The organism is Actinomadura sp. 3N407, assembly GCF_052245875.1.
GTDB lineage: Bacteria > Actinomycetota > Actinomycetes > Streptosporangiales > Streptosporangiaceae > Spirillospora.
Genome location: NZ_JBQQBP010000005.1, coordinates 342,520 through 354,678 on the forward strand (window position 1 = coordinate 342,520; position 12,159 = coordinate 354,678).

At 67.5% G+C, this 12,159-nt stretch carries 20 protein-coding genes; all 20 read left to right on the forward strand.

The genetic code is table 11. The features are described 5' to 3' along the window. The first annotated feature begins 399 nt into the window (after positions 1-399). The 20 genes from rpsL to rpsH all read left to right on the forward strand — a co-directional run bounded on the left by rpsL (position 400) and on the right by rpsH (position 12,158). The gene (gene rpsL, locus ACTWPP_RS15140) at positions 400-774 is read left to right on the forward strand and encodes a 30S ribosomal protein S12 (protein WP_358448900.1); all 375 of its coding nucleotides are present in this window, start codon (positions 400-402) and stop codon (positions 772-774) included. Beyond that, positions 774-1,244 carry a 30S ribosomal protein S7 gene (gene rpsG / locus ACTWPP_RS15145; protein WP_131963176.1) on the forward strand — a complete coding sequence of 157 codons (471 nt, stop codon included), beginning with the start codon at positions 774-776 and terminating at the stop codon, positions 1,242-1,244. The genes rpsL and rpsG overlap by 1 nt, the downstream gene beginning before the upstream one ends. Before the next feature lie 42 nt (positions 1,245-1,286). Continuing rightward, the gene (gene fusA / locus ACTWPP_RS15150) at positions 1,287-3,398 is read left to right on the forward strand and encodes an elongation factor G (protein WP_443104872.1); all 2,112 of its coding nucleotides are present in this window, start codon (positions 1,287-1,289) and stop codon (positions 3,396-3,398) included. 82 nt (positions 3,399-3,480) lie between these two features. Beyond that, positions 3,481-4,674 carry an elongation factor Tu gene (gene tuf, locus ACTWPP_RS15155; protein ID WP_443104873.1) on the forward strand — a complete coding sequence of 398 codons (1,194 nt, stop codon included), beginning with the start codon at positions 3,481-3,483 and terminating at the stop codon, positions 4,672-4,674. A gap of 109 nt (positions 4,675-4,783) precedes the next feature. Beyond that, positions 4,784-5,092 (forward strand): 30S ribosomal protein S10, encoded by a 309-nt coding sequence (gene rpsJ, locus ACTWPP_RS15160; RefSeq protein WP_018657599.1) that lies wholly within the window; start codon positions 4,784-4,786, stop codon positions 5,090-5,092. A 14-nt stretch (positions 5,093-5,106) separates the two neighbouring features. Beyond that, positions 5,107-5,757 (forward strand): 50S ribosomal protein L3, encoded by a 651-nt coding sequence (gene rplC, locus ACTWPP_RS15165; RefSeq protein ID WP_443104874.1) that lies wholly within the window; start codon positions 5,107-5,109, stop codon positions 5,755-5,757. Then, complete coding sequence (gene rplD / locus ACTWPP_RS15170; RefSeq protein ID WP_443104875.1) at positions 5,754-6,356, forward strand: 50S ribosomal protein L4; 603 nt, start codon at positions 5,754-5,756, stop codon at positions 6,354-6,356. Before rplC ends, rplD begins: the two co-directional genes overlap by 4 nt. Before the next feature lie 11 nt (positions 6,357-6,367). After that, positions 6,368-6,667, forward strand: coding sequence for a 50S ribosomal protein L23 (gene rplW, locus ACTWPP_RS15175; protein ID WP_358448890.1), 300 nt, complete (start codon positions 6,368-6,370; stop codon positions 6,665-6,667). Positions 6,668-6,709: 42 nt separating this feature from the next. Next, the gene (gene rplB, locus ACTWPP_RS15180) at positions 6,710-7,543 is read left to right on the forward strand and encodes a 50S ribosomal protein L2 (protein WP_443104876.1); all 834 of its coding nucleotides are present in this window, start codon (positions 6,710-6,712) and stop codon (positions 7,541-7,543) included. A gap of 12 nt (positions 7,544-7,555) precedes the next feature. Continuing rightward, on the forward strand, positions 7,556-7,837 hold the full coding sequence (gene rpsS / locus ACTWPP_RS15185; protein WP_358448886.1) for a 30S ribosomal protein S19: 282 nt from the start codon (positions 7,556-7,558) through the stop codon (positions 7,835-7,837). A 31-nt stretch (positions 7,838-7,868) separates the two neighbouring features. After that, on the forward strand, positions 7,869-8,255 hold the full coding sequence (gene rplV, locus ACTWPP_RS15190) for a 50S ribosomal protein L22 (RefSeq protein ID WP_132200472.1): 387 nt from the start codon (positions 7,869-7,871) through the stop codon (positions 8,253-8,255). Continuing rightward, positions 8,255-9,139, forward strand: coding sequence for a 30S ribosomal protein S3 (gene rpsC, locus ACTWPP_RS15195; RefSeq protein WP_443104877.1), 885 nt, complete (start codon positions 8,255-8,257; stop codon positions 9,137-9,139). The genes rplV and rpsC overlap by 1 nt, the downstream gene beginning before the upstream one ends. Before the next feature lie 7 nt (positions 9,140-9,146). Beyond that, positions 9,147-9,566 carry a 50S ribosomal protein L16 gene (gene rplP / locus ACTWPP_RS15200; protein ID WP_443104878.1) on the forward strand — a complete coding sequence of 140 codons (420 nt, stop codon included), beginning with the start codon at positions 9,147-9,149 and terminating at the stop codon, positions 9,564-9,566. Beyond that, positions 9,566-9,805, forward strand: coding sequence for a 50S ribosomal protein L29 (gene rpmC / locus ACTWPP_RS15205; protein WP_443104879.1), 240 nt, complete (start codon positions 9,566-9,568; stop codon positions 9,803-9,805). Before rplP ends, rpmC begins: the two co-directional genes overlap by 1 nt. Further along, positions 9,802-10,074 (forward strand): 30S ribosomal protein S17, encoded by a 273-nt coding sequence (rpsQ, locus tag ACTWPP_RS15210; protein WP_443104880.1) that lies wholly within the window; start codon positions 9,802-9,804, stop codon positions 10,072-10,074. The genes rpmC and rpsQ overlap by 4 nt, the downstream gene beginning before the upstream one ends. Before the next feature lie 77 nt (positions 10,075-10,151). Further along, positions 10,152-10,520: a 50S ribosomal protein L14 gene (rplN, locus tag ACTWPP_RS15215; protein WP_358448874.1), complete on the forward strand. Its 369-nt coding sequence runs from the start codon at positions 10,152-10,154 to the stop codon at positions 10,518-10,520. Then, on the forward strand, positions 10,520-10,828 hold the full coding sequence (rplX, locus tag ACTWPP_RS15220) for a 50S ribosomal protein L24 (protein WP_443104881.1): 309 nt from the start codon (positions 10,520-10,522) through the stop codon (positions 10,826-10,828). Before rplN ends, rplX begins: the two co-directional genes overlap by 1 nt. Before the next feature lie 5 nt (positions 10,829-10,833). Beyond that, positions 10,834-11,424, forward strand: a complete 591-nt coding sequence (gene rplE / locus ACTWPP_RS15225) for a 50S ribosomal protein L5 (protein ID WP_443104882.1) — start codon at positions 10,834-10,836, stop codon at positions 11,422-11,424. A gap of 4 nt (positions 11,425-11,428) precedes the next feature. Further along, positions 11,429-11,614 carry a type Z 30S ribosomal protein S14 gene (locus ACTWPP_RS15230; RefSeq protein WP_018657585.1) on the forward strand — a complete coding sequence of 62 codons (186 nt, stop codon included), beginning with the start codon at positions 11,429-11,431 and terminating at the stop codon, positions 11,612-11,614. 145 nt (positions 11,615-11,759) lie between these two features. Next, positions 11,760-12,158: a 30S ribosomal protein S8 gene (gene rpsH / locus ACTWPP_RS15235; RefSeq protein WP_358448868.1), complete on the forward strand. Its 399-nt coding sequence runs from the start codon at positions 11,760-11,762 to the stop codon at positions 12,156-12,158. Position 12,159: the final 1 nt, after the last annotated feature.

Below are 12,159 nucleotides of genomic sequence, written 5' to 3' on the forward strand. Positions count from 1 at the left end.
TCGGCATTCTGTCGTTCAACGTCGCGGAGGAGAGGACTTCCAGGCTCTGCGGGCTTGCGCTGGAGGGCGGGCACACGGTAGTGCTCTGTTCACTTTGCACTTTGGCGCGGCGGTCGGTAGCCTCTTCACTTGTGCCCGCTGTGCGCGGGTCGCTATGCGTGTGCGTCGGTGTGGTCCAGGAGGCCAGCCCCAGCGCCGCATCTACTCCCCGGCTTGATTCGGCCCTGTTATGGGCCGGGCGGTCTGTGTCGGTTTCGCGCGGCTGTATTTCCGTGTGGTGGCGACACGCCCGACCGCGTGGGTCGGAGAGGTCGGGAAACCGGCAGGTCACAGCCTCGCCTGAGGTTGGGATTGCAGCATTAAGACTTACCGGCTCGGTACGAGGAAGACGGAGACGCGGTGCCCACGATCCAGCAGCTGGTCCGAAAGGGCCGGACGGACAAGGTGACCAAGAACAAGACGCCCGCGCTGAAGGACAGCCCCCAGCGGCGGGGCGTCTGCACGCGCGTCTACACGACGACGCCCAAGAAGCCGAACTCCGCGCTTCGGAAGGTCGCCCGTGTCCGGCTGACCAGTGGGATCGAGGTCACGGCCTACATCCCCGGTGTCGGGCACAACCTGCAGGAGCACTCGATCGTGCTCGTGCGCGGCGGTCGTGTGAAGGACCTCCCGGGTGTTCGATACAAGATCATCCGCGGTTCGCTCGACACGCAGGGCGTCCGCAACCGTAAGCAGGCGCGCAGCAAGTACGGCGCGAAGAAGGAGAAGAGCTGATGCCGCGCAAGGGCCCCGCTGGCAAGCGCCAGCTGATCGCTGACCCGGTGTACAACTCGCCGCTGGTCACCGCGCTCATCAACAAGATTCTCCTGGACGGCAAGCGTTCGATCGCGCAGAACATCGTGTACGACGCCCTGGAGGGCGCCCGCGAGAAGACCGGCAACGACCCGGTCGTCACGCTGAAGCGCGCGCTCGACAACGTCAAGCCGACCCTGGAGGTCCGCAGCCGCCGCGTGGGTGGCGCGACCTACCAGGTCCCGGTCGAGGTGCGGCCGGCCCGCAGCACCACCCTCGCCCTGCGGTGGCTCGTGGTGTACGCCCGGCAGCGCCGCGAGAAGACCATGACCGAGCGGCTGATGAACGAGCTGCTCGACGCGAGCAACGGCCTCGGCGCGTCTGTCAAGAAGCGCGAGGACACGCACAAGATGGCGGAGTCCAACAAGGCCTTCGCCCACTACCGCTGGTAACCCCGGCGGGAATCGCAACGACGAGACGACGCGAGGACGACAGTGGCTACCAAAACCGGTGTAGACCTGGCCAAGGTCCGCAACATCGGGATCATGGCCCATATCGATGCGGGCAAGACCACGACGACCGAGCGGATCCTGTACTACACGGGCATCAGCTACAAGATCGGCGAGGTCCACGACGGCGCGGCCACCATGGACTGGATGGAGCAGGAACAGGAGCGGGGGATCACCATCACCTCCGCCGCCACCACCTGCCACTGGCCCGTGGACGACGACGATCACACGATCAACATCATCGACACCCCTGGGCACGTCGACTTCACCGTTGAGGTGGAGCGCAACCTGCGGGTGCTCGATGGCGCGGTCGCGGTGTTCGACGGAGTCGCCGGCGTGGAGCCCCAGTCCGAGACGGTGTGGCGTCAGGCCGACCGGTACGGCGTGCCCCGCATGTGCTTCGTCAACAAGCTCGACCGGGTCGGCGCGGAGTTCCACCGCTGCGTCGACATGATCGAGAACCGCCTGAACGCGACGCCGCTCCCGCTGCAGCTGCCGATCGGCGCCGAGTCGGACTTCAAGGGCGTCGTCGACCTCGTGAAGATGAAGGCGCTGGTCTGGAACGAAGAGGCCAAGCTCGGCGAGATGTACGACATCGTCGACATCCCCGAGACGCACGTCGAGACGGCGCGCGAGTGGCACGACAAGCTGGTCGAGACCCTCGCCGAGAACGACGACGACATCATGGAGCTGTACCTGGAGGGCGAGGAGCCCACGGTCGAGCAGCTCTACGCCGGCATCCGCCGCGCGACGATCGCCGCGAAGCTCACCCCGGTGCTGTGCGGCACGGCCTTCAAGAACAAGGGCGTGCAGCCGCTGCTGGACGCGATCGTCCGGTACCTGCCCTCCCCGATGGACGTCGAGGCCATCGAGGGCCACGCCGTCCGCGACGAGGAGAAGGCGCTCACCCGGCGGCCGAGCGAGGAGGAGCCGTTCGCCGCGCTGGCGTTCAAGATCATGAGCGACCCGCACCTGGGCAAGCTCACCTTCGTGCGCGTCTACTCGGGCGTCATGGAGGCCGGGGCGAACGTGATGAACTCCGTCAAGGAGCGCAAGGAGCGCATCGGCAAGATCTACCGGATGCACGCCAACAAGCGCACCGAGATCGAGCGCGCCGGCGCCGGTGACATCGTCGCGGTGATGGGGCTCAAGCAGACCACCACCGGTGAGACGCTGTGCGACGACAAGAACCCGATCGTGCTGGAGTCGATGAACTTCCCGGCGCCGGTCATCCACGTCGCGATCGAGCCGAAGACGAAGGCGGACCAGCAGAAGCTGGGCACCGCGATCCAGCGGCTCGCCGAGGAGGACCCGTCCTTCACGGTCCGCACCGAGGAGGACACCGGCCAGACCGTCATCTCCGGCATGGGCGAGCTCCACCTGGAGATCCTCGTCGACCGGATGAAGCGCGAGTTCAAGGTCGACGCCAACATCGGCAAGCCGCAGGTCGCGTACCGCGAGACGATCACCAAGCCGGTCGAGAAGATCGAGTACACCCACAAGAAGCAGACGGGCGGCTCGGGCCAGTTCGGCCGCGTGATCATCGACCTGGAGCCGCTGGGCGGCGGGTCCGACGGTTACGAGTTCGTGAACAAGGTCACCGGTGGCCGCATCCCGCGGGAGTACATCCCGTCGGTCGATGCGGGCTGCCAGGAGGCCGCGGAGTTCGGTGTCCTCGCCAGCTACCCGATGGTCGGCGTCAAGGTCACCTTGCGGGACGGCGCCTACCACGAGGTCGACTCCTCGGAAATGGCGTTCAAGGTCGCCGGTTCCATGGCGTTCAAGGAGGCCGCCCGCAAGGCGTCCCCCACGCTGCTGGAGCCGATGATGGCGGTCGAGGTCACCACGCCCGAGGACAACATGGGCGACGTGATCGGCGACCTCAACAGCCGCCGCGGTCAGGTCCAGTCCATGGACGAGCGGCACGGCATGCGCGTCATCAAGGCGCTTGTGCCTCTGTCCGAGATGTTCGGCTACGTGGGTGATCTGCGAAGCAAGACCCAGGGCCGGGCTGTTTTCGTCATGCAGTTCGACTCCTACGCCGAGGTTCCTTCGAACGTCGCGCAGGAGATCATCGCCAAGGCGCGGGGCGAATAGCCGCCGGGCCTGCCCACGGATCACCAGGACGTACATCGAAGCGGTCGTCTAAACGGCCGAGGATCGCAACAAGGAGCAACCAGTGGCGAAGGCCAAGTTCGAGCGGACGAAGCCGCACGTGAACATCGGCACCATTGGACACATCGACCACGGTAAGACCACGCTTACCGCGGCGATCACCAAGGTGCTCCACGACAAGTACCCGGACCTCAACCCCTTCACGCCGTTCGAGGACATCGACAAGGCGCCGGAGGAGCGCGAGCGCGGCATCACCATCTCGATCGCGCACGTCGAGTACCAGACCGAGGCCCGGCACTACGCGCACGTGGACTGCCCCGGTCACGCGGACTACATCAAGAACATGATCACCGGTGCGGCGCAGATGGACGGCGCCATCCTGGTGGTCGCCGCGACCGACGGCCCGATGCCGCAGACCAAGGAGCACGTGCTCCTGGCCCGCCAGGTCGGCGTGCCCTACATCGTCGTCGCCCTGAACAAGTGCGACATGGTCGACGACGAGGAGATCCTCGAGCTCGTCGAGCTCGAGGTCCGTGAGCTGCTCACCGAGTACGAGTTCCCGGGCGACGACCTGCCGGTCGTCCGCGTGTCCGCCTTCCAGGCCCTGCAGGGCGACGAGGCGTGGGCCGAGAAGATCGTCGAGCTCATGGACGCCGTCGACGAGAACGTGCCGGAGCCGGTCCGTGACATCGACAAGCCGTTCCTGATGCCGATCGAGGACGTCTTCTCGATCACCGGCCGCGGCACGGTCGTCACCGGCCGCGTCGAGCGCGGTGTCATCAACGTCAACGAGACCGTCGACATCATCGGCATCAAGGACAAGTCGACGACCACCACGGTCACCGGCGTCGAGATGTTCCGCAAGCTGCTCGACCAGGGCCAGGCCGGCGACAACGTCGGTCTGCTCCTGCGCGGCATCAAGCGCGAGGACGTCGAGCGCGGCCAGTGCGTCATCAAGCCGGGCACGACGACCCCGCACACCGAGTTCGAGGCGCAGGTCTACATCCTGTCCAAGGACGAGGGCGGCCGCCACACGCCGTTCTTCAACAACTACCGCCCGCAGTTCTACTTCCGGACCACGGACGTGACCGGCGTGGTGAACCTCCCCGAGGGCACCGAGATGGTCATGCCGAGCGACAACACCGAGATGCGCGTCGAGCTGATCCAGCCCGTCGCCATGGAGGAGGGCCTGAAGTTCGCCATCCGCGAGGGTGGCCGGACGGTCGGCTCGGGTCGCGTCACCAAGGTCATCAAGTAGCACGCTCGTGAACGCGGCGGCCCGGCCGCTGGGGAACCCTCGCCGGGCCGCCGCGTCACGACCACCCGACGTAACCAGCGGCACTACAGCAAAGGACACCGAGGCCACCATGGCGGGACAGAAGATCCGCATCCGGCTCAAGGCCTACGACCACGAGGTCATCGACACCTCCGCGAAGAAGATCGTTGAGACGGTGACGCGGACGGGCGCCAAGGTCGCGGGCCCGGTGCCGCTGCCGACCGAGAAGAACGTGTACTGCGTCATCCGCTCGCCGCACAAGTACAAGGACAGCCGCGAGCACTTCGAGATGCGCACGCACAAGCGGTTGATCGACATCATCGACCCGACGCCCAAGACGGTCGACTCGCTGATGCGGCTCGACCTTCCGGCCGGCGTTGACATCGAGATCAAGCTCTAAGGGACGCACCGAGAATGAGTGAGCAGAGGAAGGGCGTCCTGGGCGAGAAGCTCGGCATGACCCAGGTCTTCGACGATGAGGGCCGGATCGTTCCGGTGACCGTCGTCCAGGCCGGGCCGTGTGTCGTCACCCAGCTCCGCAGCCAGGAGAAGGACGGCTACACCGCCGTCCAGCTCGGCTTCGGGCAGATCGACCCGCGCAAGGTGAACAAGCCGCGCACGGGTCACTTCGAGAAGGCCGGCGTCACGCCGCGCCGCTATCTCGTCGAACTGCGGGCCGACGACACCACCGAGTACGAACTCGGCCAGGAGATCACCGCCAGCGTCTTCGAGGCCGGCCAGAAGATCGACGTCACCGGTACGAGCAAGGGCAAGGGCACCGCCGGTGTCATGAAGCGCCACGGCTTCAAGGGCCTCGGCGCCTCGCACGGCACCCAGCGCAAGCACCGCTCGCCGGGTTCGATCGGCGGCTGCGCGACCCCCGGTCGCGTCTTCAAGGGCCTCCGCATGGCGGGACGGCACGGCAACGCCCGTACCACCGTGCAGAACCTGACCCTCCACGCCGTCGACGCGGAGAAGAACCTGCTGCTCATCAAGGGCGCGGTTCCCGGTCCCAACGGCGCCGTGGTGCTGGTCCGCGACGCAGTGAAGGGGACGGGCAAGTGACTTCGAAGCTCGACATCGACCTGCCCGCGGAGGTCTTCGACGCGAAGACCAGCGTGCCGCTGATCCACCAGGTCGTGGTGGCGCAGCTGGCCGCGGCGCGGCAGGGCACGCACTCGACCAAGACCCGCGGCGAGGTTCGCGGCGGCGGCAAGAAGCCGTACCGGCAGAAGGGCACCGGCCGGGCCCGGCAGGGCTCGATCCGCGCACCCCAGTTCGCCGGCGGCGGCGTCGTGCACGGCCCGCAGCCGCGGGACTACACGCAGAAGACGCCCAAGAAGATGAAGGCGGCCGCGCTGCGCGGCGCCCTGTCGGACCGCGCGCGGTTCGGCCGGGTGCACGTGGTCGACGGCCTCATCGAGGGCGACACCCCGAAGACGAAGACGGCGCTGAAGGCTCTGCGCGAGGTCACCCAGGCCAAGCGCGTCCTCCTGGTCCTGGACCGCGAGGACGAGGTGACCTGGAAGAGCCTGCGCAACGAGCCGAGCGTGCACGTACTCGTCTCCGACCAGCTCAACACCTACGACGTGCTGGTGAACGACGACGTGGTCTTCACGAAGACGGCCTACGACGCGTTCGTCTCGCGCGCGGCGAAGAAGTAAGGAGGGTCGCCATGAACAAGATCGCCGACCCCCGCGACATCATCATCGCGCCGGTCGTCTCGGAGAAGAGCTACGGGCTGCTGGACGAGAACAAGTACACCTTCGTCGTCCGCCCGGACGCCAACAAGACGCAGATCAAGCAGGCCGTCGAGTCGGTGTTCGGGGTCAAGGTCACGAACGTGAACACGCTCAACCGGCAGGGCAAGCGCAAGCGCACCCGGTTCGGCTACGGCAAGCGCAAGGACACCAAGCGCGCCATCGTCAGCCTCGCCGAGGGCGAGCGGATCGACATCTTCGGAGGCCCGGCCTAGCCGGCCGGGAGCCCCGGGGCAGACAAGGGATGAACGAATAAGATGGGCATCCGTAACTACAAGCCGACGACTCCGGGTCGTCGCGGCTCCAGCGTGGCCGACTTCGTCGAGGTCACACGCAGTGAGCCGGAGAAGTCGCTGCTGCGTCCGCTCCCCAAGAAGGGCGGCCGCAACAACCATGGCCGCATCACGACCCGGCACCAGGGCGGCGGGCACAAGCGCGCCTACCGCGTGATCGACTTCCGCCGGCACGACAAGGACGGCGTCCCGGCGAAGGTCGCGCACATCGAGTACGACCCGAACCGGACCGCGCGGATCGCGCTGCTGCACTACGTGGACGGCGAGAAGCGCTACATCCTCGCCCCGCGCGGCCTGAAGCAGGGCGCCCGTGTCGAGAACGGGCCGGGCGCCGACATCAAGCCGGGCAACTGCCTGCCGTTGCGCAACATCCCGACGGGTACCGTCATCCACGCCATCGAGCTGCGGCCCGGCGGCGGCGCCAAGATCGCCCGCAGTGCGGGCGCCGGCGTCCAGCTGCTGGCCAAGGAGGGCAAGTACGCCACGCTGCGCATGCCGTCCGGTGAGATGCGGATGGTGGACGTGCGGTGCCGCGCGACGGTCGGCGAGGTCGGCAACGCCGAGCAGTCGAACATCAGCTGGGGCAAGGCCGGCCGCATGCGCTGGAAGGGCAAGCGCCCCACCGTCCGCGGTGTGGCCATGAACCCGATCGACCACCCGCACGGTGGTGGTGAGGGCAAGACCTCCGGTGGCCGGCACCCGGTGAACCCGGCCGGCAAGAAGGAAGGCCGCACTCGCCAGGCGAACAAGTCGAGCGACCGGCTGATCGTCCGTCGTCGCAGCAAGAAGAAGCGGTAGGAGTCGCTCGTCATGCCACGTAGCCTTAAGAAGGGCCCGTTCGTGGACGACCACCTTATGAAGAAGGTGGACACGCAGAACGAAAAGGGCACCAAGAACGTCATCAAGACGTGGTCGCGGCGCTCCATGATCGTGCCGGACATGATCGGTCACACGATCGCCGTGCACGACGGCCGCAAGCACGTCCCGGTGTTCATCACCGACGCCATGGTGGGGCACAAGCTCGGCGAATTCGCGCCGACGCGGACGTTCCGCAGCCATGTCAAGGAAGACCGCCGCAGCCGCCGAGGCTGAGCAGGCAGTAATCGTACGGAGAGGAACAGCGATGGAAGCCAGGGCCCAGGCGCGGTTCATCCGCGTCACGCCCAGGAAGGCCCGCCGCGTGGTGGACCTCATCCGCGGCCTGCCTGCCGCGGAGGCTCAGGCGGTGCTGCGGTTCGCCCCCCAGGCTGCGAGTGAGCCTGTGGGCAAGGTGCTGGCGAGTGCCATCGCCAACGCCGAGCACAACTTCAAGCTCGACTCGGACACGCTGGTCGTGAGCCGTGCGTGGGTGGACGAGGGGCCGACGCTCAAGCGTTTCCGTCCCCGCGCCCAGGGCCGGGCTTACCGCATCAACAAGCGCACGAGCCACATCACGGTGGTCGTGGAGTCGCGCGAAGAGGCCTCCAGCGGGGCGTCCGGCGGCGGTAAGAAGACGAGGAGGGCCCGGTAGTGGGTCAGAAGATCAACCCGCACGGGTTCCGGCTCGGCATCACCACCGACCACAAGTCCGTGTGGTTCGCCGACAAGCTCTACAAGGACTACGTCAAGGAAGACGTCCAGATCCGGCGCATGCTACAGAAGGGCATGGACCGGGCGGGCATCTCCAAGGTGGAGATCGAGCGGACCCGTGACCGTGTAGAGGTCAACATTCACACCGCCCGGCCGGGCATCGTCATCGGCCGCCGCGGCGCGGAGGCCGAGCGTCTCCGCGGCGACCTGGAGAAGCTGACCGGCAAGCAGGTCCGGCTGAACATCCTTGAGGTGAAGAACCCCGAGATCGACGCGCAGCTCGTCGCGCAGGGCGTGGCCGAGCAGCTGTCCAGCCGGGTCGCGTTCCGCCGCGCCATGCGCAAGGCGATCCAGTCGGCGATGAAGTCGGGCGCCAAGGGCATCAAGGTGCAGTGCGGCGGCCGTCTCGGCGGTGCCGAGATGTCGCGGTCGGAGTTCTACCGCGAGGGCCAGGTCCCGCTGCACACGCTGCGCGCCGACATCGACTACGGCTTCTACGAGGCCCGGACGACGTTCGGCCGCATCGGCGTCAAGGTGTGGATCTACAAGGGCGAGGCCGCGTCGACGCGCGCCGAGCGCGAGCAGCAGGCCGCGCAGCAGCGTGCGGCCGGTGGCCCCGGCGGCGGTGGCCGTGAGCGTCGCGGTGACCGCCGTGGCGGCGGCCGCGGTGGCCGTGGTGGCCGTGGCGGCGCCGGTGGCGCCGGCGGCGAGCGCGGTGGCGGCGAGCGCGGTGGCGGCGAGCGCGGCGGCGCGCCGAAGCAGCAGCAGAGTTCCGAGCAGCCGGCGCAGACGGCCGAAGCTGCTCCGCAGGGTGAGGGGAGCTGAGTAACCCATGCTGATCCCTCGCAAGGTCAAGCACCGCAAGCAGCACCACCCGAAGCGCAGGGGCATGGCCAAGGGCGGGACCAGGGTGACGTTCGGCGAGTACGGCATCCAGGCCGTCGAGAGCGCGTACGTGACCAACCGGCAGATCGAGGCCGCGCGTATCGCGATGACGCGGCACATCAAGCGCGGCGGCAAGGTCTGGATCAACATCTTCCCGGACCGGCCGCTGACGAAGAAGCCCGCCGAGACCCGCATGGGTTCCGGCAAGGGCTCGGTCGAGTGGTGGGTCGCCAACGTCAAGCCGGGCCGGGTGCTGTTCGAGCTCTCCTACCCGAACGAGGAGATCGCCCGGGCGGCCCTCACACGCGCGATCCACAAGCTTCCGATGAAGTGCAAGATCGTCAAGCGGGAAGTGGGTGAGGGCTGATGGCCAAGGGAGTTACCGCCGACGACCTGCGGACCGAGCCCGAGGACGTCCTGGTCACCAAGCTCAAGGAGGCCAAGGAGGAGCTGTTCAACCTCCGCTTCCAGGCCGCCACCGGCCAGCTTGAGAGCCACGGGCGGCTGCGCACCGTGAAGCGCGAGATCGCCCGCATCTACACCGTGATGCGGGAGCGCGAGCTCGGCATCGTCACGGTCGAGGACGCCGTGGAGGAAGAAGAATGACCGACCAGCAGACCGAGAAGCGGGCCACCCGCAAGGTCCTCGAAGGGCTCGTGGTCAGCGACAAGATGGACAAGACCGTGGTCGTGTCCGTCGAGGACCGCGTGACCCACCGCAGGTACCACAAGGTGATCCGCCGCACGAAGAACTACAAGGCGCACGACGAGGCCAACGAGTGTGGTGTCGGCGACCGCGTCCGTCTCATGGAGACCCGCCCGCTGTCGGCCACCAAGCGGTGGCGTGTGGTCGAGGTCCTCGAGAAGGCCAAGTAATTACTGGTTCCACCAGGCTGATCGCCGGCGCCCGCCGGGCGCGGCGATCAGAACCGGTGTGACGAACAGGAGTTGACGTGATCCAGCAGGAGTCGCGACTCAAAGTCGCCGACAACACGGGTGCGAAGGAGATCCTCTGCATCCGGGTTCTCGGTGGCTCGGGTCGGCGCTACGCGGGAGTCGGCGATGTCATCGTCGCGACGGTGAAGGACGCCCTTCCCGCCGCGGGCGTGAAGAAGGGTGACGTCGTCAAGGCCGTCGTCGTGCGCACCCGCAAGGAGCGCCGGCGCCCGGACGGCTCCTACATCCGCTTCGACGAGAACGCCGCCGTTCTGATCAAGGACGGCGGCGACCCCCGCGGCACCCGTATCTTCGGCCCGGTGGGCCGCGAACTGCGCGAGAAGAAGTTCATGCGCATCATCTCGCTCGCGCCGGAGGTGCTCTGATGAAGATTCGTAAGGGCGACGAGGTCGTCGTCCTCGCCGGCAAGGACAAGGGTGCGACGGGCAAGGTCCTGCGCGTCGACCCGCGCGCCGAGCGCGTCGTCGTCGAGGGCGTCAACCTCATGACCAAGAACATCAAGGCCGACCAGCAGCGTGCCGGCAGGGAGAGCGGCCGCGTCACGATGGAGGCGCCGCTGCACGTCAGCAACGTCGCCATCGTCGAGGACGGCAAGCCGGTCAGGGTCGGTTACCGCATCAACGAGGACGGCACGAAGGTTCGGATCTCGCGCCGTAGCGGTAAGGAGATCTGAGACCGATGACCGACACCGTCACCGAGACGCAGACCGACGCCCGCCCCGTCCCCAAGCCGAGGCTGAAGCTCCGCTACCGCGAGGAGATCGCGGGACAGATGCGCGAGCAGTTCGGCTACGCCAACGTCATGCAGATCCCCACGCTGACCAAGATCGTGGTCAACATGGGCGTCGGCGACGCGGCCAAGGACGCCAAGCTGATCGAGGGCGCGATCCGCGACCTGTCGCTGATCACCGGCCAGAAGCCGGCCGTGAACCGGGCCAAGAAGTCCATCGCGCAGTTCAAGCTGCGCGAGGGCATGCCGATCGGCGCGCACGCCACGCTGCGCGGCGACCGGATGTGGGAGTTCCTGGACCGGCTGCTCGCCACGGCGCTGCCCCGCATCCGTGACTTCCGCGGCCTGTCGCCGAGGCAGTTCGACGGCAACGGCAACTACACCTTCGGGCTGACCGAGCAGGTCATGTTCCACGAGGTCGACCCGGACAAGGTCGACCGGCAGCGGGGCATGGACATCACGGTCGTGACGACCGCGAAGAACGACGACGAGGGCCGGGCGCTGCTCAAGCTCCTGGGCTTCCCCTTCAAGGAGAGCTGAGCACATGGCGAAGAAGTCGCTGATCGCCAAGGCGGCGAGGAAGCCGAAGTTCGGCGTGCGCGCCTACACTCGGTGCTCGCGCTGCGGGCGTCCGCGCTCCGTCTACCGGAAGTTCGGCCTGTGCCGCGTGTGCTTCCGGGAGATGGCCCACCGCGGCGAGCTGCCTGGCATCACGAAGTCCAGCTGGTGACCGCGATCCCCGGGGCGACGATCCTCGGGGGCGGACGCCGGCCAGTAATGACCGACCGGGCACCCGCGAGGGTGCCCATGACCGCGCCGAAGGTCCACGGGCCACATCGACCCGAGGAAACCGCGGCGAGGAGGGCCAGCAGGCCATGACGATGACCGACCCGATCGCAGACATGCTGACGCGTCTGCGGAACGCGAATTCGGCGTACCACGACAGCGTGGCCATGCCGTATTCGAAGATCAAGGCGCACATCGCCGAGATCCTCCAGCAGGAGGGCTACATCTCGGGCTGGACCGTGGAGGACGCCGAGGTCGGCAAGAAGCTCCTGATCGAGCTCAAGTTCGGCCCGACCCGGGAGCGTTCGATCGCCGGGATCAAGCGCGTCTCGAAGCCGGGTCTGCGCGTGTACGCGAAGAAGGACAACCTGCCCCGGGTCCTCGGCGGGCTGGGCGTCGCGATCATCTCGACGTCCTCCGGCCTGATGACCGACCGGCAGGCGGGCAAGCGCGGCGTGGGCGGCGAAGTCCTCGCCTACGTCTGGTGAG

Coding starts and splice junctions, on each gene's coding strand:
- rplX (WP_443104881.1), top strand. CDS start 10,520: ATGAAGATTCGTAAGGGCGACGAGGTCGTCGTCCTCGCCGGCAAGGAC.
- rplB (WP_443104876.1), top strand. CDS start 6,710: ATGGGCATCCGTAACTACAAGCCGACGACTCCGGGTCGTCGCGGCTCC.
- rpsH (WP_358448868.1), top strand. CDS start 11,760: ATGACGATGACCGACCCGATCGCAGACATGCTGACGCGTCTGCGGAAC.
- rplW (WP_358448890.1), top strand. CDS start 6,368: ATGAACAAGATCGCCGACCCCCGCGACATCATCATCGCGCCGGTCGTC.
- rpsJ (WP_018657599.1), top strand. CDS start 4,784: ATGGCGGGACAGAAGATCCGCATCCGGCTCAAGGCCTACGACCACGAG.
- rplV (WP_132200472.1), top strand. CDS start 7,869: ATGGAAGCCAGGGCCCAGGCGCGGTTCATCCGCGTCACGCCCAGGAAG.
- rpsG (WP_131963176.1), top strand. CDS start 774: ATGCCGCGCAAGGGCCCCGCTGGCAAGCGCCAGCTGATCGCTGACCCG.
- rpsQ (WP_443104880.1), top strand. CDS start 9,802: ATGACCGACCAGCAGACCGAGAAGCGGGCCACCCGCAAGGTCCTCGAA.
- rpsS (WP_358448886.1), top strand. CDS start 7,556: ATGCCACGTAGCCTTAAGAAGGGCCCGTTCGTGGACGACCACCTTATG.
- ACTWPP_RS15230 (WP_018657585.1), top strand. CDS start 11,429: ATGGCGAAGAAGTCGCTGATCGCCAAGGCGGCGAGGAAGCCGAAGTTC.
- rpmC (WP_443104879.1), top strand. CDS start 9,566: ATGGCCAAGGGAGTTACCGCCGACGACCTGCGGACCGAGCCCGAGGAC.
- rplP (WP_443104878.1), top strand. CDS start 9,147: ATGCTGATCCCTCGCAAGGTCAAGCACCGCAAGCAGCACCACCCGAAG.
- rplE (WP_443104882.1), top strand. CDS start 10,834: ATGACCGACACCGTCACCGAGACGCAGACCGACGCCCGCCCCGTCCCC.
- rplC (WP_443104874.1), top strand. CDS start 5,107: ATGAGTGAGCAGAGGAAGGGCGTCCTGGGCGAGAAGCTCGGCATGACC.